The 25,361-nt window shown below is 69.5% G+C and carries 21 protein-coding genes, 2 rRNA genes and 1 riboswitch (1 of these 24 running past the window's edge); of the genes, 17 read left to right on the top strand and 6 right to left on the bottom strand.

Annotated elements, in window-relative coordinates; translation table 11 throughout:
* The 12 genes from MQV74_RS08135 to MQV74_RS08080 all read left to right on the top strand — a co-directional run.
* Positions 1-2,656: ribosomal RNA gene (locus MQV74_RS08135) — 23S ribosomal RNA — on the top strand; it begins 468 nt to the left of the window's first position.
* 90 nt (positions 2,657-2,746) lie between these two features.
* A 5S ribosomal RNA gene (gene rrf / locus MQV74_RS08130) occupies positions 2,747-2,863 on the top strand.
* 140 nt (positions 2,864-3,003) lie between these two features.
* On the top strand, positions 3,004-3,612 hold the full coding sequence (locus tag MQV74_RS08125; protein WP_242715357.1) for a CDP-alcohol phosphatidyltransferase family protein: 609 nt from the start codon (positions 3,004-3,006) through the stop codon (positions 3,610-3,612).
* 113 nt (positions 3,613-3,725) lie between these two features.
* Positions 3,726-6,221 carry a mannose-1-phosphate guanyltransferase gene (locus MQV74_RS08120; protein ID WP_242715356.1) on the top strand — a complete coding sequence of 832 codons (2,496 nt, stop codon included), beginning with the start codon at positions 3,726-3,728 and terminating at the stop codon, positions 6,219-6,221.
* 89 nt (positions 6,222-6,310) lie between these two features.
* The gene (locus MQV74_RS08115) at positions 6,311-7,210 is read left to right on the top strand and encodes a DUF881 domain-containing protein (RefSeq protein WP_242715355.1); all 900 of its coding nucleotides are present in this window, start codon (positions 6,311-6,313) and stop codon (positions 7,208-7,210) included.
* Positions 7,207-7,539 carry a small basic family protein gene (locus MQV74_RS08110; protein ID WP_006134295.1) on the top strand — a complete coding sequence of 111 codons (333 nt, stop codon included), beginning with the start codon at positions 7,207-7,209 and terminating at the stop codon, positions 7,537-7,539. Before MQV74_RS08115 ends, MQV74_RS08110 begins: the two co-directional genes overlap by 4 nt.
* A gap of 5 nt (positions 7,540-7,544) precedes the next feature.
* Positions 7,545-8,405 carry a DUF881 domain-containing protein gene (locus MQV74_RS08105; protein WP_242715354.1) on the top strand — a complete coding sequence of 287 codons (861 nt, stop codon included), beginning with the start codon at positions 7,545-7,547 and terminating at the stop codon, positions 8,403-8,405.
* Positions 8,406-8,487: 82 nt separating this feature from the next.
* Positions 8,488-9,435 (top strand): FHA domain-containing protein, encoded by a 948-nt coding sequence (locus MQV74_RS08100; protein WP_138958469.1) that lies wholly within the window; start codon positions 8,488-8,490, stop codon positions 9,433-9,435.
* Between the two features lie 42 nt (positions 9,436-9,477).
* Entirely contained in the window at positions 9,478-10,221 is a 744-nt protein-coding gene (gene ftsR, locus MQV74_RS08095; protein ID WP_242715353.1) for a transcriptional regulator FtsR, read from the top strand.
* A 53-nt stretch (positions 10,222-10,274) separates the two neighbouring features.
* On the top strand, positions 10,275-10,748 hold the full coding sequence (locus MQV74_RS08090; protein WP_028797289.1) for a bifunctional nuclease family protein: 474 nt from the start codon (positions 10,275-10,277) through the stop codon (positions 10,746-10,748).
* Between the two features lie 262 nt (positions 10,749-11,010).
* Positions 11,011-11,649: a MerR family transcriptional regulator gene (locus MQV74_RS08085; protein WP_242715352.1), complete on the top strand. Its 639-nt coding sequence runs from the start codon at positions 11,011-11,013 to the stop codon at positions 11,647-11,649.
* A 218-nt stretch (positions 11,650-11,867) separates the two neighbouring features.
* A complete protein-coding gene (locus MQV74_RS08080) occupies positions 11,868-13,406 on the top strand; it encodes a DNA polymerase IV (RefSeq protein ID WP_242715351.1) in 1,539 nt (512 codons plus the stop codon).
* Positions 13,407-13,552: 146 nt separating this feature from the next.
* Here the strand turns inward: MQV74_RS08080 and MQV74_RS08075 are convergent, their stop codons facing one another.
* The gene (locus tag MQV74_RS08075) at positions 13,553-13,951 is read right to left on the bottom strand and encodes a PRC-barrel domain-containing protein (protein ID WP_242715350.1); all 399 of its coding nucleotides are present in this window, start codon (positions 13,949-13,951) and stop codon (positions 13,553-13,555) included.
* Positions 13,952-14,080: 129 nt separating this feature from the next.
* Positions 14,081-14,178: riboswitch (glycine riboswitch) on the top strand.
* A 186-nt stretch (positions 14,179-14,364) separates the two neighbouring features.
* On the opposite strand from MQV74_RS08075, the gene gcvP reads away from it, so the two are divergent.
* Positions 14,365-17,253, top strand: a complete 2,889-nt coding sequence (gene gcvP, locus MQV74_RS08070; RefSeq protein ID WP_242715349.1) for an aminomethyl-transferring glycine dehydrogenase — start codon at positions 14,365-14,367, stop codon at positions 17,251-17,253.
* Positions 17,254-17,429: 176 nt separating this feature from the next.
* Here the strand turns inward: gcvP and MQV74_RS08065 are convergent, their stop codons facing one another.
* Both MQV74_RS08065 and MQV74_RS08060 read right to left on the bottom strand, forming a co-directional pair.
* On the bottom strand, positions 17,430-17,636 hold the full coding sequence (locus tag MQV74_RS08065) for a DUF5999 family protein (RefSeq protein WP_275940270.1): 207 nt from the start codon (positions 17,634-17,636) through the stop codon (positions 17,430-17,432).
* Between the two features lie 322 nt (positions 17,637-17,958).
* Positions 17,959-18,555 carry a hypothetical protein gene (locus MQV74_RS08060; protein ID WP_242715347.1) on the bottom strand — a complete coding sequence of 199 codons (597 nt, stop codon included), beginning with the start codon at positions 18,553-18,555 and terminating at the stop codon, positions 17,959-17,961.
* 523 nt (positions 18,556-19,078) lie between these two features.
* On the opposite strand from MQV74_RS08060, the gene MQV74_RS08055 reads away from it, so the two are divergent.
* Both MQV74_RS08055 and MQV74_RS08050 read left to right on the top strand, forming a co-directional pair.
* Positions 19,079-20,599 (top strand): glutamate--cysteine ligase, encoded by a 1,521-nt coding sequence (locus tag MQV74_RS08055; protein WP_242715346.1) that lies wholly within the window; start codon positions 19,079-19,081, stop codon positions 20,597-20,599.
* Positions 20,600-20,802: 203 nt separating this feature from the next.
* Positions 20,803-21,603 carry a CPBP family intramembrane glutamic endopeptidase gene (locus MQV74_RS08050; RefSeq protein ID WP_242715345.1) on the top strand — a complete coding sequence of 267 codons (801 nt, stop codon included), beginning with the start codon at positions 20,803-20,805 and terminating at the stop codon, positions 21,601-21,603.
* Positions 21,604-21,684: 81 nt separating this feature from the next.
* On the opposite strand, the gene MQV74_RS08045 is transcribed toward MQV74_RS08050, so the two are convergent.
* On the bottom strand, positions 21,685-22,512 hold the full coding sequence (locus MQV74_RS08045; protein ID WP_242715344.1) for a PhzF family phenazine biosynthesis protein: 828 nt from the start codon (positions 22,510-22,512) through the stop codon (positions 21,685-21,687).
* Between the two features lie 273 nt (positions 22,513-22,785).
* Here MQV74_RS08045 and MQV74_RS08040 point away from each other — a divergent pair, with 273 nt between their 5' ends.
* Positions 22,786-23,430 carry a PadR family transcriptional regulator gene (locus MQV74_RS08040; protein WP_242715343.1) on the top strand — a complete coding sequence of 215 codons (645 nt, stop codon included), beginning with the start codon at positions 22,786-22,788 and terminating at the stop codon, positions 23,428-23,430.
* Positions 23,431-23,589: 159 nt separating this feature from the next.
* Here MQV74_RS08040 and MQV74_RS08035 read toward each other — a convergent pair whose 3' ends face one another.
* Positions 23,590-24,018, bottom strand: coding sequence for a type II toxin-antitoxin system Rv0910 family toxin (locus MQV74_RS08035; protein WP_242715342.1), 429 nt, complete (start codon positions 24,016-24,018; stop codon positions 23,590-23,592).
* A 157-nt stretch (positions 24,019-24,175) separates the two neighbouring features.
* On the opposite strand from MQV74_RS08035, the gene MQV74_RS08030 reads away from it, so the two are divergent.
* Positions 24,176-24,967, top strand: a complete 792-nt coding sequence (locus tag MQV74_RS08030) for a putative protein N(5)-glutamine methyltransferase (RefSeq protein WP_242715341.1) — start codon at positions 24,176-24,178, stop codon at positions 24,965-24,967.
* Positions 24,968-25,028: 61 nt separating this feature from the next.
* Here MQV74_RS08030 and MQV74_RS08025 read toward each other — a convergent pair whose 3' ends face one another.
* Positions 25,029-25,217 (bottom strand): hypothetical protein, encoded by a 189-nt coding sequence (locus tag MQV74_RS08025; RefSeq protein ID WP_242715340.1) that lies wholly within the window; start codon positions 25,215-25,217, stop codon positions 25,029-25,031.
* Positions 25,218-25,361: the final 144 nt, after the last annotated feature.

The raw sequence follows: 25,361 nt of genomic DNA, 5'->3' as shown, positions 1-25,361 counted from the left end.
GGCCCGAGAAATCCCGTGTGAATCTGGCGGGACCACCCGTTAAGCCTAAATATTCCCTGGTGACCGATAGCGGATAGTACCGTGAGGGAATGGTGAAAAGTACCGCGGGAGCGGAGTGAAATAGTACCTGAAACCGTGTGCCTACAAGCCGTGGGAGCGTCGGACATCAAGCTTGCTTGGTGTCTCGTGACTGCGTGCCTTTTGAAGAATGAGCCTGCGAGTTTGCGGTGTGTTGCGAGGTTAACCCGTGTGGGGAAGCCGTAGCGAAAGCGAGTCCGAATAGGGCGACCAAAGTAGCGCGCCCAAGACCCGAAGCGGAGTGATCTAGCCATGGGCAGGCTGAAGCGGAGGTAAGACTTCGTGGAGGGCCGAACCCACCAGGGTTGAAAACCTGGGGGATGACCTGTGGTTAGGGGTGAAAGGCCAATCAAACTCCGTGATAGCTGGTTCTCCCCGAAATGCATTTAGGTGCAGCGTCGTGTGTTTCTTGCCGGAGGTAGAGCACTGGATAGGCGATGGGCCCTACCGGGTTACTGACCTTAGCCAAACTCCGAATGCCGGTAAGTGAGAGCGCGGCAGTGAGACTGTGGGGGATAAGCTCCATGGTCGAGAGGGAAACAGCCCAGAGCATCGACTAAGGCCCCTAAGCGTACGCTAAGTGGGAAAGGATGTGGAGTCGCAGAGACAACCAGGAGGTTGGCTTAGAAGCAGCCACCCTTGAAAGAGTGCGTAATAGCTCACTGGTCTAGTGATTCCGCGCCGACAATGTAGCGGGGCTCAAGCGTACCGCCGAAGTCGTGTCATTGCAGTACATACCCCCAACGGGGACTGTGATGGGTAGGGGAGCGTCGTGTGCCGGGTGAAGCTGCGCCGGAAGGCAGTGGTGGACGGTTCACGAGTGAGAATGCAGGCATGAGTAGCGATACATACGTGAGAAACGTGTGCGCCGATTGACTAAGGGTTCCTGGGTCAAGCTGATCTGCCCAGGGTAAGTCGGGACCTAAGGCGAGGCCGACAGGCGTAGTCGATGGATAACCGGTTGATATTCCGGTACCCGCTTTGAAACGCCCAATATCGAGCCCATTAATGCTAAGGCCGTGAAGCCGCCCTGGAGCCTTCGGGCAAAGGGGAGTGGTGGAGCCGCTGACCCAAGGTGGTAGTAGGTAAGCGATGGGGTGACGCAGGAAGGTAGTCCAGCCCGGGCGGTGGTTGTCCCGGGGTAAGGGTGTAGCCCGTCATCTAGGCAAATCCGGATGACATGAGGGTGAGACCTGATGCCGAGCCGATTGTGGTGAAGTGGATGATCCTATGCTGTCGAGAAAAGCCTCTAGCGAGTTTCATGGCGGCCCGTACCCTAAACCGACTCAGGTGGTCAGGTAGAGAATACCGAGGCGTTCGGGTGAACTATGGTTAAGGAACTCGGCAAAATGCCCCCGTAACTTCGGGAGAAGGGGGGCCACACCCGGTGACGGCACTTGCTGCCAGAGCTGGGGGTGGCCGCAGAGACCAGCGAGAAGCGACTGTTTACTAAAAACACAGGTCCGTGCGAAGCCGTAAGGCGATGTATACGGACTGACGCCTGCCCGGTGCTGGAACGTTAAGGGGACCGGTTAGTCACTCTTCGGGGTGGCGAAGCTGAGAACTTAAGCGCCAGTAAACGGCGGTGGTAACTATAACCATCCTAAGGTAGCGAAATTCCTTGTCGGGTAAGTTCCGACCTGCACGAATGGCGTAACGACTTCTCGACTGTCTCAACCATAGGCCCGGTGAAATTGCACTACGAGTAAAGATGCTCGTTTCGCGCAGCAGGACGGAAAGACCCCGGGACCTTTACTACAGTTTGATATTGGTGTTCGGTTCGGCTTGTGTAGGATAGGTGGGAGACTGTGAACCCGGTACGCCAGTATCGGGGGAGTCGCCGTTGAAATACCACTCTGGTCGTGCTGGATGTCTAACCTGGGTCCGTGATCCGGATCAGGGACAGTGTCTGATGGGTAGTTTAACTGGGGCGGTTGCCTCCCAAAGGGTAACGGAGGCGCCCAAAGGTTCCCTCAGCCTGGTTGGTAATCAGGTGTTGAGTGTAAGTGCACAAGGGAGCTTGACTGTGAGACTGACGGGTCGAGCAGGGACGAAAGTCGGGACTAGTGATCCGGCGGTGGCTTGTGGAAGCGCCGTCGCTCAACGGATAAAAGGTACCCCGGGGATAACAGGCTGATCTTCCCCAAGAGTCCATATCGACGGGATGGTTTGGCACCTCGATGTCGGCTCGTCGCATCCTGGGGCTGGAGTCGGTCCCAAGGGTTGGGCTGTTCGCCCATTAAAGCGGTACGCGAGCTGGGTTTAGAACGTCGTGAGACAGTTCGGTCCCTATCCGCTGTGCGCGTAGGAATATTGAGAAGGGCTGTCCCTAGTACGAGAGGACCGGGACGGACGAACCTCTGGTGTGCCAGTTGTTCTGCCAAGGGCATGGCTGGTTGGCTACGTTCGGGAGGGATAACCGCTGAAAGCATCTAAGCGGGAAGCCTGCTTCGAGATGAGTATTCCCACCCACTTGATGGGGTAAGGCTCCCAGTAGACGACTGGGTTGATAGGCCAGATATGGAAGCCTGGTAACGGGTGGAGTTGACTGGTACTAATAGGCCGAGGGCTTGTCCTCAGTTGCTCGCGTTCACTGTGTTGGTTCTGAAACCACGAACAACCCCACACCCTGGGTGGTGTGGTGCGGTAGTTCACAGTTTCATAGTGTTTCGGTGGTCATAGCGTGAGGGAAACGCCCGGTTACATTCCGAACCCGGAAGCTAAGCCTTACAGCGCCGATGGTACTGCAGGGGGGACCCTGTGGGAGAGTAGGACGCCGCCGAACAAATTTTGAGGGAAACCCCCGTGCCGGATGGCACGGGGGTTTTCTGCGTTCAGGGCCGGACGCCACCCCTCTGCACTGGATCCCGACACCTGACGGTAAGGTCTGGGGGCATCATCGGCTCGTTCACAGGAGGCCCCCGGGTGGAGGTCCAAGAGACCCGTGTCCAGACGGACCGGGTCCTCACCATCCCCAACATCCTCAGCATGGCGCGCCTCGTCGGCGTACCCCTCTTCCTGTGGCTGATCCTCAGGCCGGAGTTCGGCGGACCGAAGAGCGACGGCTGGGCGCTGCTCGTCCTGGCGCTCAGCGGCGTCAGTGACTACCTGGACGGGAAGCTCGCCCGCCGGTGGAACCAGATCAGCAGCCTCGGCCGGATTCTCGACCCCGCGGCCGACCGGCTCTACATCCTGTCGACCTTGGTGGGCCTGACCTGGCGGGAGATCCTGCCGCTCTGGCTCACCGCCGTGCTACTGCTGCGCGAGCTGGTGCTGCTGGTGATGGTCGGGATCCTCAGGCGGCACGGCTATCCGCCGCCGCAGGTGAACTTCCTGGGCAAAGCCGCCACCTTCAACCTCATGTACGCCTTTCCCTTGCTTCTCCTCAGTGACGGAACTGGCTGGTTCCCCACGCTCGCTGGTATTTTCGGATGGGCGTTCGCCGGATGGGGTACAACGCTGTACTGGTGGGCAGGGATCCTCTACGTGGTTCAGGTCCGCCGACTTGTCAGGGCGGATGCCATGGCCGATTGAGCTCGCCGGTAAGGCAGCTGTTGCGGCTTGCGGGCCCGTAAGAAACCTGAGCGGGCCAATATCGGCGGGCTGAGTCGGCTAGATCGTCACCTATCAAGGAGGACGTTTCCGACATGAAGGCCGTCGTGATGGCCGGAGGCGAAGGCACACGCCTGCGCCCCATGACCTCGAGCATGCCCAAGCCGCTCCTGCCGGTGGCCAACCGGCCGATCATGGAGCACGTGCTGCGCCTGCTGAAAAGGCACGGGCTCACCGAGACCGTAGTGACAGTGCAGTTCCTGGCATCTCTCGTCAAGAACTACTTCGGCGATGGTGAAGAGCTCGGAATGGAGCTCACGTATGCCAATGAGGAGAAGCCACTCGGCACCGCCGGCAGTGTGAAGAACGCCGAGGAGGCGTTGAAGGACGACGCCTTCGTCGTCATCTCCGGTGACGCTCTGACCGACTTCGACCTCACCGACCTGATCAGTTTCCACAAGGAGAAGGGCGCGCTCGTCACGGTCTGCCTGACACGTGTCCCCAATCCGCTGGAATTCGGCATCACCATCGTCGACGAAGACGGCAAGGTCGAGCGTTTCCTGGAGAAGCCGACCTGGGGCCAGGTCTTCTCCGACACCGTGAACACGGGCATCTACGTCATGGAGCCCGAGGTCTTCGACTACGTCGAGGCCGACGTACCCGTCGACTGGTCCGGAGACGTGTTCCCGCAGCTCATGAAGGAAGGCAAGCCGATCTACGGCTATGTCGCCGAGGGCTACTGGGAAGACGTCGGCACCCACGAGAGCTACGTCAAGGCGCAGGCCGACGTCCTCGAAGGCAAGGTCGACGTCGAACTCGACGGCTTCGAGATCTCGCCCGGAGTATGGGTCGCCGAAGGCGCCGAAGTACACCCCGACGCCGTCCTGCGCGGCCCGCTCTACGTCGGTGACTACGCGAAGATCGAGGCCGACGTCGAGATCCGCGAGCACACCGTCGTGGGCTCGAACGTGGTCGTCAAGAGCGGGGCCTTCCTGCACAAGGCCGTCGTGCACGACAACGTGTACATCGGGCAGCACAGCAATCTCCGCGGCTGCGTCGTCGGCAAGAACACCGACATCATGCGGGCCGCCCGCATCGAGGACGGAGCCGTCATCGGCGACGAGTGCCTCGTCGGTGAGGAATCGATCGTCCAGGGGAACGTCCGGGTCTATCCGTTCAAGACGATCGAGGCCGGTGCTTTCGTCAACACCTCGGTCATCTGGGAGTCCCGCGGTCAGGCACACCTCTTCGGGGCCCGCGGCGTGTCCGGCATCCTCAATGTGGAGATCACACCGGAACTCGCGGTGCGGCTCGCCGGGGCGTACGCGACGACCCTGAAGAAGGGCTCGACGGTCACCACTGCCCGCGACCACTCGCGTGGCGCGCGGGCGCTCAAGCGGGCGGTGATCTCCGCGCTGCAGGCCAGCGCCATCGACGTACGGGACCTGGAGAACGTGCCGCTGCCGGTGGCGCGGCAGCAGACGGCGCGGGGGAGCGCCGGCGGGATCATGATCCGTACGACGACCGGAGTGCCGGACTCCGTCGACATCATGTTCTTCGACGGGGAGGGAGCCGACCTCTCCCAGGCCAAGCAGCGCAAGCTCGACCGGGTGTACGCGCGCCAGGAATACCGGAGGGCGTTCCCCGGCGAGATCGGTGACCTGCACTTCCCGTCCAGCGTCTTCGACTCGTACACCGGGTCGCTGCTGCGGAACGTGGACACGACGGGCATCGCGGAGGCGGAGCTGAAGGTCGTCGTCGACGCGTCCAACGGCAGTGCCGGGCTCGTCCTGCCGAGTCTGCTCGGCAAGCTCGGTGTCGACGCGCTGACGATCAACCCCGGGCTCGACGAGTCGCGGCCCACCGAGTCCTCCGACGCGCGCAGGTCGGGGCTCGTACGGCTGGGGGAGATCGTGGCATCGGCGCGCGCCGCCTTCGGCGTGCGGTTCGACCCCGTCGGTGAGCGCCTGTCCCTCGTGGACGAGAAGGGCCGGATCGTCGAGGACGACCGGGCGCTGCTGGTGATGCTCGACCTGGTGGCCGCGGAGCGGCGCAGCGGTCGCGTGGCGCTGCCGGTGACGACGACGCGCATCGCCGAACAGGTCGCGGCGTACCACGGCACGCAGGTCGACTGGACGACCACCTCGCCGGACGACCTGACCCGGGTCGGGCGCGGCGACTCGACGATCTTCGGTGGTGACGGACGCGGTGGTTTCATCGTGCCGGAGTTCAGCAGTGTGTTCGACGGCACGGCGGCATTCGTACGGCTCATCGGACTGGTGGCGCGCACGCAGCTCACTCTCAGCCAGATCGACGCCCGCATTCCGCGTGCGCACGTGCAGCGGCGGGACCTCGCCACGCCGTGGGCGGTCAAGGGCCTGGTGATGCGGAGCGTGGTGGAGGCCGCGGGCGACCGGTCGGTGGACACCACGGACGGCGTACGGGTCGTGGAGGCGGACGGGCGGTGGGTGCTCGTGCTGCCGGATCCCGCGGAGGCGGTCACGCATCTGTGGGCCGAGGGACCCGACGAGGCTTCGGCTCAAGCTCTGCTTGACGAGTGGTCGGCTGTCGTGGACGGCGCCGGGCGCTGAGCGTGCGGGTGTGCCGGTCCGCACCCGTAAGTGGTGCTGTCCGGCACACCGGTGGGGCCATTCGGAGGTAGCGCCCGCGACGTGCGACGATGTGCGGCATGCCGCAGCAGCCCCCCGTTCGGAGCACCGTCTCGCGCCCTTCGCGCCCGGACGCCTCCATGTCGCTGCTCACCACCGTCATGGACCACAGCCTGGACGAGGGATACGCCGAGGCCGCCGCCCGCAAGAGGGAATCCGGCACAGGAGGAGTGCCGAAGACCCTCCGGGCGAAGCTGGGGCTCGCGGCGGGGCTCGTCCTGGCCGCGCTCGTGGTGACCGTAGGGGCCGCCCAGGCGCGGATAGCGGCGCCCGTGCTCGCGAAGGAGCGCGCCGAGCTGATCGACCGGGTCGAGTCGGCCACGGCGGACGCGGACGACCTCGAGGACGAGGTCGACAACCTGCGCAACGACGTGAGCGCGCGGCAGCGTGCCGCGCTGCGGAAACACGGCGGCGGCCGGGCCGAGTTGGTGTCGCTGCTGTCCGGCGCCACGCCCGTGCGGGGACCGGGCGTGCGGCTCGTCGTCAACGACAAGAAGCAGGCCGACCAGGGCGGTGGCGGGCCCCGGGACAGCGCCGGGTTCTCCGACACGGGCCGGGTGCGTGACCGTGACATGCAGCGCGTCGTCAACGGTCTGTGGCAGTCCGGTGCCGAGGCGATCGCCATCAACGACCAGCGGCTGACCGCGCTGTCGGCGATCAGGGCGGCCGGTGACGCGATACTGGTCGACAACAAGCCGCTGGTGCCGCCGTATACGGTGCTGGCGGTGGGCCAGGGGCAACAGCTGAGCACCAGGTTCCAGAACAGTCCCGACGGTCAGTATCTGCATGCTCTGCAGGAGAACTTCGGCATCCGGACCAACATCTCCGTGGCCGATGACCTCCGGCTGCCGGCAGCGCCCAGTGTGACCGTACGTACAGCACAGCCGAAGGCAGGAAAGGGCACATCGTGATCGCCGTACTGGGCCTCATCGTGGGGGTCGTGGCCGGACTTTTGGTCCGGCCCGAGGTTCCCGCGGTGGTGGAGCCTTATCTTCCGATCGCCGTGGTGGCGGCGCTCGACGCGGTGTTCGGAGGCCTGCGGGCGATGCTCGACGGGATCTTCGACGACAAGGTCTTCGTGGTGTCGTTCCTGTCCAACGTGGTGGTGGCCGCGCTGATCGTCTTCCTGGGCGACAAGCTGGGCGTGGGCGCCCAGCTGTCGACGGGCGTCGTCGTGGTCCTCGGGATCCGCATCTTCTCCAACGCCGCGGCCATCCGCCGGCACGTCTTCCGGGCGTGATGCCGATGAGCTCGACGAGCCCCGGGAACGGGGACGACACGCCCGGGGGCGGCCGCAGCAGGGAACTGCCCCCCGAGGTCCCGCCGACGCCCGGCAGGGCCGGTGGCGCGGCGGCGGGCGACGGAGCAGGCCCCGCGCCGGTGACCGGCCGCCAGCGGCTCGTGCAGGGGTTGTGGCCGCCGCGCCTGACGCGTGCTCAACTCATCGTGGCCCTGCTGCTCTTCGTCCTCGGCCTGGGCCTGGCCATCCAGGTGCGGTCGACCAACGACAGCAGCGACGCGCTGCGCGGGGCGCGACAAGAAGATCTTGTTCGCATCCTGGATGAACTGGATGACCGTACTCAGCGTCTGGAAGATGAGAAGCGGCGCCTCGAAGAACAGCGCACCGGTCTCGAGAGCAGCTCGGACCAGGCCGAGGAGGCCCGCAAGCAGACCGCCGAGAGGGAACGGCAACTCGGCATCCTGGCGGGCACGGTGGCCGCGCAGGGGCCGGGCATCACGCTGACGATCGACGACAAGAAGGGGACGGTGGAGGCACACATGCTGCTCGACGCCATCCAGGAGCTGCGCGCCGCCGGCGCCGAGGCCATCCAGGTCAATGACGTACGGGTGGTGGCCGGCACCCATCTGTCGGACGCGGCGGGCGGCGGTGTGCGGGTGGACGGCCAGAAGGTCGCCGAGCCGTACCGCTTCAAGGTCATCGGTAAGCCCCAGGACCTGGAGCCTGCGCTGAACATCCCCGGAGGGGTGGTGCAGACTCTGGAGAAGGAGCAGGCCACAGTCGTTGTCGCACGTACGGAGAAGATCGTCGTGGACGCCTTGCGACCGGCGAAGCGGCCTGACTACGCTCGGTCGTCCTCCCAGTGAGGCGGGGGTGCATGCGGGCTTCGGGTCCAGGGCATGAGGTTGCGGGGGGTCGGCGCACCCGGGACGGGGTGCGTGGTGGAAACTGTTTGGCGGATACGGACGTTGTGAAGATGTCCGTGTTGGCGATGCACGCCGGTGTGTGCAGTCAGGGTTCGTCCTGCCCCACGGGCGGGTCTGTTTCGGTCAAGGGGAATCGCCCGTGAAGTTGTTTGCGAAGTTGTTCGGCAAGAGTGCGCGTGAGGACGCGCGTCATCGTGCGCCGCGCCAGGGAGACGTGCCGGAGACCCAGGTGGGCGAGCGCCCGCTGTTCCGGGACCAGGTGGCTGGTCCGGGTGGTGACATTTCGGGCGGACAGGGCGCGTCGTCTGTTGACCCTGCTACTTCCGGCCGCATAGGTTTCGGGGATCCGTCGACCTCAGGTACGGGTGGAGGGTTTTCCGACCCGTACGCGTCCCACGCCCCAGCGGGGCAGCCGCGGCAGGAGGATCCGTCCATGTCGGCCCTGGTGTGTCAGAGGTGCGGTAACCGCAATGCGCAGGCGAGCCGGTTCTGTTCCAACTGCGGCGCGCCGCTGCGGCCCGGAGCGGTGAGCGAGCGCCCGTCCGAAACCACTTCGACGATCTCCATCTCCGGTCTTGAGGCCTACGACGCCGAGACCACGGGCCAGACGCCGTCCCCGGCGCTCTCGCCCGAGGCCCAGGCGGCCGTGGACGCCCTGCCGCTCGGCTCGGCGCTGCTCGTGGTCCGGCGCGGTCCGAACTCGGGCAGCCGCTTCCTGCTGGACGGCGACCTGACGACGGCGGGCCGTCACCCGCAGAGCGACATCTTCCTGGACGACGTGACCGTGTCGCGCCGCCACGTGGAGTTCCGTCGCGCCGCGGACGGCAGCTTCACCGTCGCCGACGTCGGCAGCCTCAACGGCACGTACGTGAACCGGGAGCGGATCGACTCCGTCGCCCTGTCCAACGGCGACGAGGTGCAGATCGGCAAGTACCGGCTGGTCTTCTACGCGAGCCAGCGGGGCATCTGACACTCCCCCGGACATCGTCCGGGGGAACCCCGAGGAAGGTCCATGCTGCACACACCGAGGGGCGGTGCCGGTCACGGCACCGCCGCTGCGGAACACCGGCTGATGAGCATCGGCGCCGTGCTGAACGTGCTGCGTGACGAGTTTCCCGAGGTCACCATCTCCAAGATCAGGTTCTTGGAGTCCGAAGGCCTCATCGAACCGCAGCGCACGCCGTCCGGGTACCGCAAGTTCAGTCCCGAGGACGTCGAGCGCCTGGCGCACGTCCTGCGGATGCAGCGTGACCACTATCTGCCTCTGAAGGTCATCCGTGAGCATCTGGACGCGATGGAGCGGGGCGAGCAGGTCACGCTGCCCTCGGTCGGGCAGCAGCGCGACGGGGGCGCCGACGGCGACACCCAAGCGCAGGACGAGCGCACCGCCGCCCGGGTGGGGCGCGAGGCCCTGCTCGCCGCCGTGGAGGCCGACGAGGGGCAGCTGGCCGACTGGGAGACGTACGGCCTGATCGCAGCGCTGCCGGACGGCAGCTATGACGCGGACGCCGTGACCGTGGCCGCGCTCGTCGTCGAGCTGGGGCGGTTCGGCATCGAGCCGCGGCATCTGCGTGCGATGAAGGCCGCAGCGGAGCGGGACGCCGCGCTCGTCGACCAGGTCGTGGCACCGCTGCGCAGGCACCGCAATCCGCAGACCAGGGCCCATGCGGAAGCACGTACGAAAGAGCTCGCGGGCCTTGCGGGACGGCTGCACACGGCCCTCGTGCACAGTGCGCTGGGCGTGCGGGAGCGCTGACTCGGCGGGAGCCCGACTACCCAAACCCGCCGGGCACGTCCTAGGGTTGCTGTGTGAACGAGCTCGACGTCGTAGGTGTCCGGGTCGAAATGCCCTCCAACCAGCCGATCGTGCTCCTGCGTGAAGTGGGAGGCGACCGGTACCTCCCCATCTGGATCGGACCAGGGGAGGCGACCGCCATCGCCTTCGCACAGCAGGGCATGGCACCCGCGCGGCCGCTGACCCACGACCTGTTCAAGGACGTGTTGGAGGCCGTCGGTCAGGAGCTCACCGAAGTGCGCATCACCGACTTGAGGGAAGGCGTGTTCTACGCCGAGCTGGTCTTCGCCAGCGGGGTCGAAGTGAGCGCCCGTCCGTCGGACGCCATAGCGCTGGCCCTGCGCACCGGGACGCCGATCTTCGGCAGCGACGGCGTGCTCGACGACGCGGGCATCGCGATCCCGGACGAGCAGGAGGACGAGGTGGAGAAGTTCCGCGAGTTCCTCGACCAGATCTCGCCCGAGGACTTCGGCACCAGCAGCCAGTGACGGGCCGGAATCCGCTGCGCGGGCAAGGCGCGGCCCGCGGGAAGCGGGCCGGGCGCCGGCCGTGGCGGACGGACCGCTGAGAGACCCTGCGAGGGGCGGCCGAGGGGCCCGCTCCGGAGCATTCGGCTAGCCTTTCCCCGCAGTGCGGTACGGGAAACCACTCGCAGGGTGATTATCACTCGGCGTGCCGAGTGTGGCGATCGTTGACGAGCCCCTGGCGACTGCCTACCGTCGAGAAGGCAGGTCAAGGACGGAGGTCGGCGTGAGAAGCAGCGGCGACGGTACAGCGGTGGGCGGTTCGTATCCGCTGCACGGTGGCTCGGCCGAACCCTCGTTGAGGCGCCCGGTGCCGGTTCACGGTAGCGGCAGCCCGTCCGGACCGGAAGGCCAGGCGCAGCAGGGCGACAAGGACCAGATCGGCTACCGGGGCCCGACGGCGTGCGCGGCCGCGGGCATCACCTACCGCCAGCTCGACTACTGGGCGCGCACCGGTCTCGTCGAGCCCAGCGTGCGCGCCGCGGGCGGCTCCGGCACACAGCGGCTCTACAGCTTCCGCGACGTCGTCGTCCTGAAGATCGTGAAGCGCTTCCTCGACACCGGCGTGTCGTTGCAGAACATCCGCACCACGGTCCAGCACCTGCGGGACAGCGGCTTCCGGGACCTGGAGCGCACGACGCTGATGAGCGACGGCGCGACGGTGTACGAGTGCACGTCGCCCAGCGAGGTGCACGAGCTGCTCCAGGGCGGCCAGGGCGTCTTCGGAATCGCCGTCGGTGTCGTCTGGCGCGATGTCGAGGCGGCGCTGTCGCAGCTGCACGGGGAGCGCGTCGACACGGGGGAGACCCTCGTCGGGAACCACCCGGGGGACGAGCTGGCGCAGCGCCGCAATCGCGCTGTGTGAGGCTCTGCGGGGCGAGCGGAGGCGCTGACGCCCTCCGGGCCCCTCCCGCGCGCCCGAGGCGCGCACAGGGCCGTACGCGCCCTTGATGGGCGCCTGTCCGCGCCGTCTGAGGGGTCGGCCAGTGGCCAAAGGCCCGGGATGCCGTCGTACGGCCTCGCTGACTCGTCCGTCGCCGCAGGTCACGGGCATTGTCAGTGGCGTAGGGCAGCATCAGGGGCGTGAGAACCGCGCCGACGATCCTGCATCTCGACATGGATGCCTTCTACGCGTCCGCCGAGCAGGCCGCGAAGCCGAGCCTGCGCGGCAAGGCCGTCGTGGTCGGCGGCCTCGGGCCGCGGGGCGTGGTCGCGACCGCGTCGTATGAGGCCCGGCGGTTCGGCGTGCACTCGGCGATGCCGATGGGGCAGGCGCGGCGCCTCGCGCCGAACGCCGCGTACCTCGTGCCCCGTTTCGGTCTGTACCGGGAGGTCAGCGAGCAGGTCATGGCGCTGTTGCGGCAGCTGTCGCCGCTCGTTGAACCGCTCAGCCTCGACGAGGCCTTCGTGGACCTGGAGGCGGGCGGCGTCGCCGACGACGAGACGTCCGCGCGGGCCGTGGGGGAGCGGCTGCGGGCGGACATCCTGCGGGTGACCGGGCTCACCGGGTCCGTGGGCCTTGCCGTGTCCAAGATGCTGGCGAAGATCGCCTCCGAGGAGGCCAAGCCCGACGGTCTCGTCCTGATAGCGCCCGGCACGGAGCGGGCGCTGCTCGGGCCGATGCCGGTGCGGGTGCTGCCCGGTGTGGGCCCCGCGACCGGGGACCATCTGCGGCGGGCCGGGATCACCACCGTGGAGGAGCTCGCCGAGGCCGGGGAGGACGAGCTGGTGCGGCTCCTGGGCAAGGCCCACGGCGGGGCGCTGTACGCGATGGCGCTCGCCCGGGACGAGCGGCCCGTGGTGGCCGAGCGGGACACCAAGTCGGTCAGCGTCGAGGACACGTACGACGTGGACATCCACGACCGGGTGCGGGTGCGGTTGGAGGTGGCGCGGCTCGCCGACCGGTGCGTGCAGCGGCTGCGGGCGGCCGGGCACTCCGGGCGGACCATCGTCCTGAAGGTGCGGCGCTTCGACTTCTCGACGCTGACCCGCTCCGAGACGCTGCGGGGGCCGACGGACGATCCGGCCGTGGTGCGGGAGGCGGCGGCGCGGCTCCTGGAGTCCGTGGACACGACGGGCGGGGTGAGGCTGCTCGGCGTCGGGGTGAGCGGCCTCGCGGACTTCACGCAGGAGGACCTGTTCGCGCAGGCCCACGCGGTGCTGCGGACCGAGTCCCTGGCACCCGGGGCCGAGGAGGAAGCGGCGGCTGCCCCGGTGGCCGTCGTGGCCGAGGAAGGCGGGCCCGACGCGGCGTCCGGGTCGGGCGGGGCGGCCGGGGAGCCGGTGGTGCCCGCCGAGCGGCGGTGGCCCGCGGGGCACGACGTACGGCACGCGGTGTACGGGCCCGGTTGGGTGCAGGGCAGCGGTCTGGGGCGGGTGACCGTGCGGTTCGAGACCCCGGATTCGGCGCCGGGGCGGGTGCGGACGTTCCGCACGGACGACCCGGAGCTGGAATCTTCGGATCCGCTGCCTTTGGTGGTGGCGGACGCGGAGGCATTGGCAGAACGGGAGGCTTCGCAGGGGGAGCCGGTGGACCAGGAGGCCTCAGAGGTGGCTCCGGTGGGTCGGGAGACCTCAGCCGGGGAGGACGGGGCGCTGCCGATGGCGGAAGGGGCCGGGTAGGCGCCCTCGGTGCCGTGGTGCCGTGGTGCCGTGGTGCGGCTGGGTTGGGCGCGGCGGGGCGCGTTCGGGCTGCGCCTGCGATGGCGGACCGAGGGCGGCTGGCTGCGGTGGCGCGGCGGCGGTGCGGGTCCGGCGGCGGTGCGGCGTCAGGTGCCCGGCCCGTCCACCCCGTTCGTCCCGTCGGCCCGGTCCGCCCGGTGGCCGAAGTCGTGGTCCGGCAGGGGTGGCGGTGTCACGTCCAGGCCGTAGTGGCGGTAGAGCTGGAGCTCCTGCTCGGGGGAGAGGTGGCGGCCCACGCCGAAGTCGGGGGCGTCCTTGATCAGGGCGCGCTCGAAGGGCACGCGCAGGGTGCCGTCCTGGACCAGCTCGCTGGGCTCCAGCGGGACGAACGCGTCACGGCTGAACAGACCGGTGCGTATGGCTGCCCACTCCGGGGCGCCCGTGGCGTCGTCGAGATAGATCTCGTCGACCGTGCCGATCTTGGTTCCGTCGCGGTCGAACGCCTTGCGGCCGATCAGATTGCGGGGATCGATATCCGTCTGCACGTTCCCTCCCATTGGTCGCGAGTGATCCGGGCTCATTTCGGTCGTCATACCTACGAAAGAGCACATCGGGACGGGCGGCCACTCGAGGGATCGGCCACGGACCGCGCTGGTAGGCTGGCAAGCGGCTGTTGACCCCGTGCGGGAGAGCTCTTCGGTGGCAGCACCGGAGGCGCCGAAGGAGCAACTCCTCCCCGGAATCTCTCAGGCCCCTGTACCGCACGGACGAGGCCACTCTGGAAAGCAGGGCGGGCGTCGGGCGGGCACGCTCGGAACCCTTCCTCACCGACGGTGAAAGCAGAGCCGCTCCGGCGGTCCTGTGAAGCTCTCAGGTTGAGATGACAGAGGGGGAGGCCGTCCGGGTACCCGCGCCGTGGTGCCCCTCGCAGGTCGTGTCAGACCAGGAGGCCTCCGCAATGACAGCCACCCCTCGCACTCCGCTCACGCAGCTCGAGCAGGGAATCCCCTTCGAGCAGCGGCACATCGGGCCCGACGCGGAAGCCCGCGCCAAGATGCTCGCCCAGGTCGGCTACGGCTCCCTGGACGAGCTCACGGCCGTCGCCGTGCCGGATGTGATCAAGAACGCCGAGGCCCTTGAGCTGCCCGGTGCGCGCACCGAGGCCGAGGTCCTGGCCGAGCTGCGCTCCCTCGCGGACCGCAACCAGGTGCTCGACTCGATGATCGGGCTCGGCTACTACGGCACGTTCACGCCGCCCGTGATCCTGCGGAACGTGATGGAGAACCCCTCCTGGTACACCGCGTACACGCCGTACCAGCCGGAGATCTCCCAGGGCCGCCTCGAGGCGCTCCTCAACTTCCAGACCGTCGTCGCCGAGCTGACGGGGCTGCCCACCTCCGGCGCCTCGCTGCTCGACGAGGGCACCGCGGCCGCCGAGGCCATGGCCCTCTCCCGGCGCGTCGGCAAGGTCAAGAACGGTGTGTTCGTCGTCGACGCCGACGTGCTGCCGCAGACCATCGCCGTGATCCGGACTCGGGCCGAGCCGACCGGCGTCGAGGTCGTCGTCACGGACCTCAGCGACGGCATCCCCGCCGACCTCGCCGAGCGCGAGATCAACGGCGTACTGATCCAGTACCCCGGTGCCTCCGGTGCCGTGCGCGACATCAAGCCCGTTATCGAGCAGGCCCACGGCCTGGGCGCGATCGTCACCGTCGCCGCCGATCTGCTCGCGCTCACGCTGCTCACCTCGCCCGGCGAACTCGGCGCCGACATCGCGGTCGGCACCACGCAGCGCTTCGGCGTGCCGATGGGCTTCGGCGGTCCGCACGCGGGCTACATGGCGGTGCACGAGAAGTTCGCCCGCAACCTGCCCGGACGCCTGGTCGGCGTGTCCGTCGACGCCGACGGCAACAAGGCCTACCGCCTGGCCCTGCAGACCCGCGAGCAGCACATCCGCCGCGAGAAGGCGACCAGCAACATCTGTACCGCCCAGGTGCTGCTCGCCGTCATGGCCGGGATGTACGCGGTCTACCACGGCCCCGAGGGCCTGAAGACGATCGCCCGGCGCACCCACCGCTACGCCACGCTGCTCGCCGAGGGCCTCAAGGCCGGCGGGGTCGAGATCGTGCACGGCGCGTACTTCGACACGCTGACCGCGCGGGTGCCCGGCAAGGCCGCCGACGTGGTCGCCGCCGCGCGCGAGGGCGGGGTCAACATCCACCCGGTCGACGCCGACCACGTGTCGTTCGCCTGCGACGAGACCACCACGCGCGCCCAGCTCTCCGCGCTGTGGACGGCGTTCGGCGTCGAGGCCGACGTCGAGGCCCTGGACGCGAGCGTCGCGGACACGCTGCCCGCCGGGCTGCTGCGCACCGACGAGTACCTGACCCACCCGGTCTTCCACCAGCACCGCTCCGAGACCGCGATGCTGCGCTATCTGCGCCGGCTCGCCGACCGCGACTACGCGCTCGACCGCGGCATGATCCCGCTGGGCTCCTGCACGATGAAGCTCAACGCGACCACGGAGATGGAGCCCGTCACCTGGCCGGAGTTCGGTCAGCTGCATCCCTTCGTGCCCGCCCAGCAGGCGCAGGGCTATCTGACCCTGATCCGCGAGCTGGAGGAACGTCTCGCCGAGGTCACCGGCTACGACAAGGTCTCCCTCCAGCCGAACGCGGGCTCCCAGGGTGAGCTTGCCGGTCTGCTCGCGGTGCGCGGCTACCACCGCGCGAACGGCGACGACCAGCGCACCGTCTGCCTCATCCCGTCCTCCGCGCACGGCACCAACGCGGCGAGCGCGGTCATGGCCGGGATGAAGGTCGTCGTGGTGAAGACCGCCGACGACGGCGAGATCGACGTCGAGGACCTGCGCGCCAAGATCGAGAAGCACCGTGCCGAGCTGGCCGTGCTGATGATCACGTACCCGTCCACGCACGGAGTGTTCGAGGAGCACGTCGCCGACATCTGCGCGGCCGTGCACGAGGCGGGCGGTCAGGTGTACGTCGACGGCGCCAACCTCAACGCCCTGGTGGGCCTCGCGAAGCCGGGCCACTTCGGCGGCGACGTCTCGCACCTGAACCTGCACAAGACCTTCTGCATCCCGCACGGCGGCGGCGGCCCCGGCGTCGGCCCGGTCGCGGTGCGCGAGCACCTCGCGCCGTACCTGCCGAACCACCCGCTGCAGCCCGCGGCCGGTCCCGAGACCGGTGTCGGCCCGATCTCCGCCGCGCCGTGGGGCTCGGCGGGCATCCTGCCGATCTCCTGGTCGTACGTCCGGCTCATGGGCGGCGAGGGCCTCAAGCGCGCCACGCAGGTGGCCGTGCTCTCGGCGAACTACATCGCCAAGCGCCTGGAGCCGCACTACCCGGTGCTCTACACCGGCCCCGGCGGGCTCGTCGCGCACGAGTGCATCGTCGACCTGCGGCCGCTGAGCAAGGCCACGGGCGTAAGCGTGGACGACATCGCCAAGCGCCTCATCGACTACGGCTTCCACGCGCCGACCATGTCCTTCCCGGTCGCCGGCACGCTGATGATCGAGCCGACCGAGAGTGAGGACCTGGTCGAGATCGACCGGTTCTGCGAGGCGATGATCGCCATCCGCGGGGAGATCGAGAAGGTCGCGAGCGGCGAGTGGACCGCGGAGGACAACCCGCTGCGGAACGCGCCGCACACGGCGGCCGCCCTCGGCGGCGAGTGGGAGCACGGCTACAGCCGTGCCGAGGCGGTCTTCCCCGCGGGTGTGTCGACCGCGGACAAGTACTGGCCGCCGGTGCGCCGCATCGACCAGGCGTACGGCGACCGCAACCTGGTCTGCTCCTGCCCGCCGCTGGACGCGTACGAGGACTGAACCGCGGACGGGCCGATCCCGACGGCTGAGGGCCCCGGGCGGCAAGCCGTGTGACCCGGGCACGAGTCAGGGCCGGTGCGGAGGACTTCGCGTCTTCCGGGCCGGCCCTGCGGTTCTTACTGGACTGTCTGCTGTTGTCCGGACTATCGGTGGTGCTCCGCTTCCGTGCGGACGGCTCAGGCGGCCGTCATCACCTGATGGGTGCCCAGCGGCCGGTGCGGCGCGATGATCTCGCCGTTCGGCAGCAGCTCACCGGTGTCCTCGAAGAGCAGGACACCGTTGCACAGCAGGCTCCAGCCCTGCTCCGGGTGGTGCGCGATCAGGAGCGCGGCCTCCCGGTCGGCGGATTCGGCTGTCGGGCACGGCGGCTGGTGCTGGCACATGGAAGGGTTCTTTCGCTGCGAAGTGGTGGTTGTCGCGTCTGTGCTGCGGCTCGATGCGGTGGTCATGCCGCCCCCGTTCCCCCGTTGGTTTGGTCGGTCCAGTCCAGTGTTGCCCCACGGACGTGATTCCGCAGGGATTTTGCGGCAGTGCTCCCTACTGCCTTAAGGACGTATCACCCGCCCGGACGGTTCAGCCCAACTCCCCTGTCCCTTCGGGTGGTTCGGCGTGGCCGAAGTGGGCTAGTCCGGATGGGCAATCCGGGCAGGGGCGTGCCCCGCGGCCCAGGGGGCGGCGGGGCACGCAAGCGGAATCGCGCCGGGCTCAGGCGGGTGAGCCGAGCAGCGGGGCCGGGGCCAGGCGGTGGGTGAGCACCGGCAGGAGGTCGGCGACGCGGTGCGGCCGGTGGGCGGCGATGCCCGGGGGCGCCGGGGCGAGCGGCACCAGGATGTCGGTGGGGGCGAGCGGTCCGCTCGCGGCGTCGGCCGCGCGGTCGGCGTGCAGCCACAGGGTGAGCATGTAGAGCTCCGGTACGGACAGCAGACGCGGTTGGTAGAGCTGCGGCATGGCCTCGGCGTGGCGCAGCGCCCGCTCGGCGGACGCGATGTACGGACCCTCGCAGAAGTGCGAGAACGCCCAGCCGTCGGGGGTGAGCATCGTCTCCGCCGCGGCCACCGCGCGCTCGCCGCAGCGGATCAGGAAGCGCCAGCCGGTGAGCTTGGTGGCCGCTCCGGTTCCCGGTGCGGGCCCCGTCGCCGCGTGGTCCAACTCGTGCACGGGCAGCGGGACATCCGGGCTCACGGGCCCTTGGGCGGTGCGCAGGGACGGCGTACGGGCCTCGCGGACGGCGGTGGGAGAGCTGAGGGCCGCGAGGACGCTGCGCAGTGCGGGCGCGGGAGCCGGGGGAACATGCAGCGGCATGGTGGGTCGCCTCTCTTATTCGACAGGCACAAGTGGAGCGGGGGGCAGGTGCGGACGGCGCTGTCTGCTCGGGGCCAGAGGGGGCGGGGGCAGGGGCCCCGGGGGACGGGGGACCGCGAGCGCCAACTCTCTGCCTCAACCCGGGAGTTTATACGACACGTGTTCAGGAAGTGTTTCGGCTAGCTGTTCCTCATATGCCGGGCAAGTCGTCATTCGGTCGCACTTCTGGGGGATTTCTCCTGATTCCGGATCGCGTCCGGGCGTTTGACCTCGGGATTTCTTACGGTCGCGGTCGGCTGATTCTCGTCGGTTTTTTCACCACAACTGGAGGAACGGAAAGCGGCATCGCGTCCGTCGGCCGCCCCTTGCTCGTCCCATGCCCCGTGAATGTGCCCCACGGCACATTCTGGAGCCTACCGGTCCATGGGCCCGCGCGGGGCGTTATGGATCACATCGTCGGGGCATCATCCCCCGTACACAGCGGCCGGGTCGTTGGCTGCCCATCCGGAGGAGGGACACTTCGATGGGGGAAAAGGTCGAGGCGGGATCGTACGACCTGTCCGATCGCCAGCTGTACCGGATCAAGCACCGGCAGTGCCTCGCCGCGCTCGGGCGGATGCTCGACGAGCGGCGCTTCGACCGGCCCAAGAACCTGTTGGGCCTGGAGATAGAGCTGAATCTCGCGGGGCCCGACGGCACTCCGAGAATGATGAATGCGGAAGTTCTCAGGCGCATCGCGAGCCGGGATTTCCAGACCGAACTCGGAATGTTCAATCTGGAAGTGAACATTGCCCCGCACCGGCTCGGAGGCCGTGTTCTCGACCAGCTCGCCGAGGAGTTGCGCACGGCGCTCGCCTACGCCCACCGGAAAGCGAACGAGGTGGACGCGGGCATCGTGATGATCGGCATTCTGCCGACCCTGAGCCGTGCGGACCTGGTGTCCGCGAACCTCTCCGAGGACGACCGCTACGCGCTGCTCAACGACCAGATGGTGGCGGCCCGCGGCGAGGACTTCGCCCTGGACATCGAGGGTGTGGAGCGGCTGCGGTGCTCGTCGGCGTCCATCGCGCCCGAGGCCGCGTGCACATCGGTGCAGCTGCACCTCCAGGTCACGCCGGGCAAGTTCGCCGACGTGTGGAACGCGGCGCAGTCGATCGCGGCCGCCCAGGTCGCGGTGGGCGCCAACGCGCCGTTCCTGTTCGGGCGCGAGCTGTGGCGCGAGTCGCGGCCGCCGCTGTTCCTGCAGTCCACGGACACGCGGCCGCCCGAGCTCCAGGCGCAGGGCGTGCGGCCGCGCAGCTGGTTCGGGGAGCGCTGGATCAGCAGCGCGTACGACCTCTTCGAGGAGAACGTGCGGTACTTCCCGGCGCTGATCCCGCTGTGCGACCACGAGGACCCGCAGCGCGTGCTCGACGACGGCGGGGTGCCGCAGCTGGGCGAACTGACGCTGCACAACGGCACGGTGTACCGCTGGAACCGCCCCGTGTACGGCATCGCCGACGGAGTGCCGCACCTGCGCGTGGAGAACCGGGTGCTGCCCGCGGGCCCCACCGTCACGGACGTCATCGCCAACGCCGCCTTCTACTACGGGGTGGTGCGCGCGCTCGCCGAGGAGGCACGGCCCGTGTGGAGCAGGCTGCCCTTCGAGGCGGCGGCCCGGAACTTCGACACCGCGTGCCGCCACGGCATCGAGGCGTCCCTGGAGTGGCCGCGCCGCGGGCGGTACGGCGGCCTCGCGCAGGTGGCGGCCGTCGATCTCGTACGCGACGAGCTGCTGCCGCTGGCCGAGGCCGGGCTCGACGCGTGGGGCGTGGAGCCCGCCGACCGCGATCTGTACCTGGGCGTGATCGAGGAGCGGTGCAGGCGGCGGGTGAACGGCGCGTCCTGGCAGGCGGCGACGTACCACCGGGCCCTGGAGCGCGGCCTGGAGCGCGACGCGGCCCTCGCGGCCACCACGCGCCGGTACTGCGAGCTGATGCATGAGGGGGAGCCGGTGCACACCTGGCCCGTGGGCCTTCCGGAGCCGGCGCTGCCGGTGCGGTGACGCGCCGCGGCGCGGCCGGGGTCCCGGTGGACGGGAGGGCCCCGCGCCCCCGTCGTGGCGTGCGTGATCTCGTGAGCGCGGGTCGGCCGACCGCCCTCGGCGGTCATCGGGCAAGCTTGACGACCCAGGCGCGGCCCCGTACCGATCGGTGCGGCGGGGCGGTGCGGTGAGCGACGAGGCGGGATCACGCAGTGGAGGCAGAAGTGCGAGCGGAGCCGGGGCCGACGGCTGGTGTCCTTCCTGAGGCGAAGCCGTCGCGGCGGTCCTTGCGCGACGAGACGCTGCTCGTCCTCGCCCTGTCGCTCGGCGCGAGCGGCGTGTCCGCGCTCATCAGTTTCATCGGCTCGGTCACCAAGCCGGGCGGGCTCAAGGACCAGGCGGCGACCCTCAACTCCTCGGCGGCTCCGGGGCGGCCCTGGCTGGACCTCGCGTGGCAGCTGTTCGGCATCACCACCGCCCTGGTGCCGGTGGCCCTCGTGGCCCACTTCCTGCTGCGGGAGGGCTCGGGGCTGCGGGCGCTCGGCTTCGACCGGACGCGGCCGTGGCCGGACCTCGGCCGGGGAACCGCGGTCGCTGCGGTGATCGGCTCCACGGGCATCGCCTTCTATCTGGCGGCCCGTGGCCTCGGCTTCAATCTGACGGTGGTGCCGGAGGACCTGCCGGACGTGTGGTGGAAGTACCCGGTGCTCGTCCTGTCGGCGCTGCAGAACTCGATCCTCGAGGAAGTGATCGTCGTCGGGTACCTGCTGCGCAGGCTCGACCAGTTGGGGTGGTCGCCGATGGCCGCGCTCGGGGCGAGCTCGGTGCTGCGCGGCTCGTACCACCTGTACCAGGGCATCGGCGGGTTCGTCGGCAACATGGCGATGGGCGTGGTCTTCGTCCTGCTCTACCGCCGGTGGGGCCGGGTCGGGCCGCTGGTCGTGGCGCACTCGCTCCTGGACATCGGGGCGTTCGTCGGTTACGCGCTGCTCGCCGGGAAGGTGGGGTGGCTGCCCACCGCGTGACGTGCCGGGGCGGCGGTGGACCGCCGCCCCGGGCCGTGCCGAGCGCCCGCCGCGTGATCCGACGCGGCGGGCGCTCGCGCGTCAGCCGAGGAGGTCGCCCTCGATGACGGTGACCGCGCGGCCGGTCAGCAGGGTGCGGTCGCCGCGCAGATCGGTGCGCACCAGGCCGGAGCGGGGCGAGGCCTGCAGGCCCGTCAGGTCGGTGCGGCCGAGGCGCGCGGACCAGAAGGGCGCGAGGGCGGTGTGCGCGCTGCCCGTGACCGGGTCCTCGTCGATGCCCACGCGCGGGAAGAAGCCGCGTGAGACGAAGTCGTAGCCGCGGGCGGGGTCCTCGGCGAGCGCGGTCGCGATGATGCCCCGCTCGGAGTGCCGGGCCAGGGCCCGGTGGTCGGGGGTGAGGGCGCGGACCGTCTTCTCGTCGGCCAGCTCGACCAGCAGGTCGCCGGTGTGCGGCCCGGTGTCGTACACCGAGAGCGGCTCGGCGCCGAGGGCTTCGGCGATGCCGTCCGGGGCGGCGGTCGCGGTGAGCGGGGCGGTCGGGAAGTCCAGCGTGAGCGTGCCGTCCGCGTGGCTGGTGGAGACGAGCACGCCGGCCCGGGTGGCGAACCGCACCGTGCCCTCGGCCGTGCCCGTGGTGTGCAGGACGTGGGCGAGCGCCAGGGTGGCGTGGCCGCACAGGTCGACCTCGGTGGCGGGCGTGAACCAGCGCAGTGCCCAGTCGGCGTCGCCGCCCGGCGGCAGGGGGTGCGCGAAGGCGGTCTCGGCGTGGTTGACCTCGGTGGCCACGTGCTGGAGCCAGGTGTCGTCCGGGAACGAGTCGAGGAGCAGGACGCCCGCGGGGTTGCCGGTGAAGGGGCGCTCGGCGAAGGCGTCGACGATGCGGATGCGCTTCCGTGGGGATGTCGTCATGGGGCGACGGTAGGGGGCCAGTGAGCGCCTTCGGTAAGGCCAATTTGCTGAAACTGGCTCTGTCCGGGGGTGTGGGGTGGGTTTTTGGTCATGGGTACGGGCCGTTTCGGTGGGTGCGTGACGGCAGGGGATTGCCAGCCGAACGGTTCCGATATATCGTTGAAACATCGCGACTGATCAACGATGTCACTGATGGGTGGTACGGCTGATCGGCGATGCCGCCGCTCCGTGGCTGAGCGGCGACGTGAGGGAGCAACGAAAGGAATGATCGACATGCGTTCCCACGGTTATGAGCACGAGCACCAGCGCGGTCGCGGTCGCGGCCCCTACGGCCCCGGCCCCGAGGGGCGCGGCGGCTTCGGTGGCGGTCCCGGCGGCGGCTTCGAAGGGCGGCGTGGAGCCTTCGGCCCCTTCGGGCCCGGCTTCGGGGGCCCCGGCCCCTGGGGCGGACGCGGCGGGCGGGGCGGTCCCCGCGGCCGCGCCCGGCGCGGCGACGTACGCGCTTCCATCCTGGCCCTCCTGAAGGACCGGCCGATGCACGGTTACGAGATGATCCAGGAGATCGCCGAGCGCAGCGGCGGGGCGTGGAAGCCCAGCCCCGGCTCCGTCTATCCGACCCTCCAGCTCCTGGAGGACGAGGGCCTGATCGTCAGCGAGACCGAGGGCGGCAAGAAGCTCTTCTCGCTCACCGAGTCCGGCCGCGCCGCGGCCGACGAGGGCACGGACGCGCCCTGGGAAGAGGCCGGGCGAGGGGTCGACTGGGAGGCCCTGACCGAGATCCGGCAGGCCGGATTCGGCCTGATGGAGGCGTTCGGCCAGGTCTGGAAGACCGGCTCCAAGGAGCAGCGCGAGAAGGCCCTGACCGTCATCAACGACGCCCGTAAGAAGCTGTATCTGATCCTCGCCGATGAGGACTGAGGCAGCGAGGACCGCGCCCCTCGCGCGGCCGTCAAGGCGCCCCGCACGATCCGTGCGGGGCGCCTTCCTCGTCTGTCCCTTCTGGTCCGCGCCGCCTGCCGCGCGCGGGTGCCGCCGTGGCGCCCGCCCATGGCGTCGTGAGCGGCAGGGACCGCGTGCTCATGTCGCCAGGTCGCCCAGCTTCCGCAGCGACTCGTTGAGCGCCGCCGTCACCGAGTCCCTGAGCTTGCCCGCCATCATCGAGACCGCCGCGCCGCTGAACTCCCCGTTGGCGCGCACCGTCGTCGCCTCGCCGTCCGGCTGCACCGTGTAGCGGGTGCCGACGGTGACGCCCATGGGGCCCTTGCCCTTGATCGCGAACGTACGGCCGGGCTCCAGGTCCACGACCGTCCAGGCGACCTCGGCGGGGAAGCCCATCAGCTTCATGTTCTCCGTGAACGTTCCGCCCACTTCCAGCGAGGCGGGCGGGCCCTGTGGAAAGCCGGTGTGCGTCGCGTTCCACTTCCCGTACTGGGACAGGTCGGTGAGCTGCGCCCAGACCTTCTCCGCTGGTGCCTCGATCCGTGCCTCCGCGCTGACTTCGGGCACTGCGACCACCCCTTCTCGACGGGCGCTGCGGCGGGCGCAGCGACGGTGTCGCGGAAAGTAGCCCCCGGGTCCACAACATTCAAGACGGCCGAACCGGCCGTCCGTGGCGGGCGGATAGGCTGGCCGCCCACCTCCCCGTCCTGCCGGAAGGCCCCGCATGCCCACACCCACCCGTCCCCCGGCCTCCGCCGCCGTCGTGGCGCGGCTGCGCGCGGCGGGCTGTGTGTTCGCCGAGGAGGAGGCGGAGCTGCTCGCGGCCGCCGCCGCGAGCCCCGCGGAACTCGACGCCATGGTGGCGCGGCGGGCGAGCGGCCTGCCGCTGGAACACGTCGTGGGCTGGGCCGAGTTCGCGGGCCTGCGCATCGCCGTCGACGCCGGGGTCTTCGTTCCGCGCCGCCGCACCGAGGCCCTCGTCCGCGAGGCGGCCGCGCTCGCCGTGCCCGGTGCCGTCGTCGTCGACCTGTGCTGCGGGTCCGGCGCCCTGGGAGCCGCGGTCGCGGCCGCGCTCGGCCGGGCCGAACTGCACGCCGCCGACATCGACCCGGCGGCCGTGGCCTGCGCGCGCCGCAACGTGAGCGGCGCCGGAGGCCGCGTGTACGAGGGCGATCTGTACGCGGCGCTGCCCGCCGGGCTGCGCGGCCGGACCGACGTCCTGCTGGCCAACGTGCCCTACGTGCCGTCCGACGAGGTCGCCCTGCTGCCCGTCGAGGCCCGCGAACACGAGGCGCGCGTCGCGCTCGACGGCGGCGCCGACGGGCTCGACGTGCTGCGGCGGGTGACGGCGGACGCGGCGCGCTGGCTGGCACCGGGCGGATCCCTGCTGTTCGAGACGAGCGAGCGGCAGGTGGCCTCGGCTGTCGAGGCCGTCACGGACGCGGGCCTCGTACCGCGCGTCGTCACGGACGAGGAGCTGTACGCCACGGTGGTGACCGGCAGGCGCCCCGCGTAGGGAGCCCGTGCGCGGTCGCTCCGCCGCGGCCGAAGGCGCAGGGCGTCCCCCTGGGCCCGGGTCAGCCGAAGCGCTGTATCTCGGCCGCGTCGAAGAGGTCGGAGGCCCGGGGGAAGGGGCCCTCGTCGTGGCAGTGCCAGGCGTCCCAGAACAGATCGGCGGGCAGGGCGTCCTCCGGCGCGTACACGCGGTACACGTACAGTCGGCCGTCGACCGCCGACAGGGTGACCAGCCAGCACCTGCTCTCCATGCCACAGACAGACGAGCGCCGGAGCGAACTGGTTGCGCACCCGGCGCGAAGCACAGCGGCGCACGCCCCACCAGCGAAAACCGCGGAAAGTCATCCGTAAGGAGGACAACCCGCCCGGCAGTGCCCAACTTGTGCGGGACGCGG

Source organism: Streptomyces sp. AN091965 (assembly GCF_022698285.1).
Classification (GTDB): Bacteria; Actinomycetota; Actinomycetes; order Streptomycetales; family Streptomycetaceae; genus Streptomyces.
The sequence above is the reverse complement of the archived record's forward strand: the minus strand, read 5'-3'. Positions and strand labels throughout refer to the sequence as shown.

Bases quoted from the DNA above. Each gene is read 5' to 3' on its own strand.
- MQV74_RS08030 (WP_242715341.1), top strand. From the start codon at position 24,176: ATGCCCACACCCACCCGTCCCCCGGCCTCCGCCGCCGTCGTGGCGCGG.
- MQV74_RS08105 (WP_242715354.1), top strand. From the start codon at position 7,545: ATGAGCTCGACGAGCCCCGGGAACGGGGACGACACGCCCGGGGGCGGC.
- gcvP (WP_242715349.1), top strand. From the start codon at position 14,365: ATGACAGCCACCCCTCGCACTCCGCTCACGCAGCTCGAGCAGGGAATC.
- MQV74_RS08040 (WP_242715343.1), top strand. From the start codon at position 22,786: ATGCGTTCCCACGGTTATGAGCACGAGCACCAGCGCGGTCGCGGTCGC.
- MQV74_RS08060 (WP_242715347.1), bottom strand. From the start codon at position 18,555: ATGCCGCTGCATGTTCCCCCGGCTCCCGCGCCCGCACTGCGCAGCGTC.
- MQV74_RS08115 (WP_242715355.1), top strand. From the start codon at position 6,311: ATGTGCGGCATGCCGCAGCAGCCCCCCGTTCGGAGCACCGTCTCGCGC.
- ftsR (WP_242715353.1), top strand. From the start codon at position 9,478: ATGCTGCACACACCGAGGGGCGGTGCCGGTCACGGCACCGCCGCTGCG.
- MQV74_RS08065 (WP_275940270.1), bottom strand. From the start codon at position 17,636: ATGTGCCAGCACCAGCCGCCGTGCCCGACAGCCGAATCCGCCGACCGG.
- MQV74_RS08045 (WP_242715344.1), bottom strand. From the start codon at position 22,512: ATGACGACATCCCCACGGAAGCGCATCCGCATCGTCGACGCCTTCGCC.
- MQV74_RS08025 (WP_242715340.1), bottom strand. From the start codon at position 25,217: ATGGAGAGCAGGTGCTGGCTGGTCACCCTGTCGGCGGTCGACGGCCGA.
- MQV74_RS08055 (WP_242715346.1), top strand. From the start codon at position 19,079: ATGGGGGAAAAGGTCGAGGCGGGATCGTACGACCTGTCCGATCGCCAG.
- MQV74_RS08120 (WP_242715356.1), top strand. From the start codon at position 3,726: ATGAAGGCCGTCGTGATGGCCGGAGGCGAAGGCACACGCCTGCGCCCC.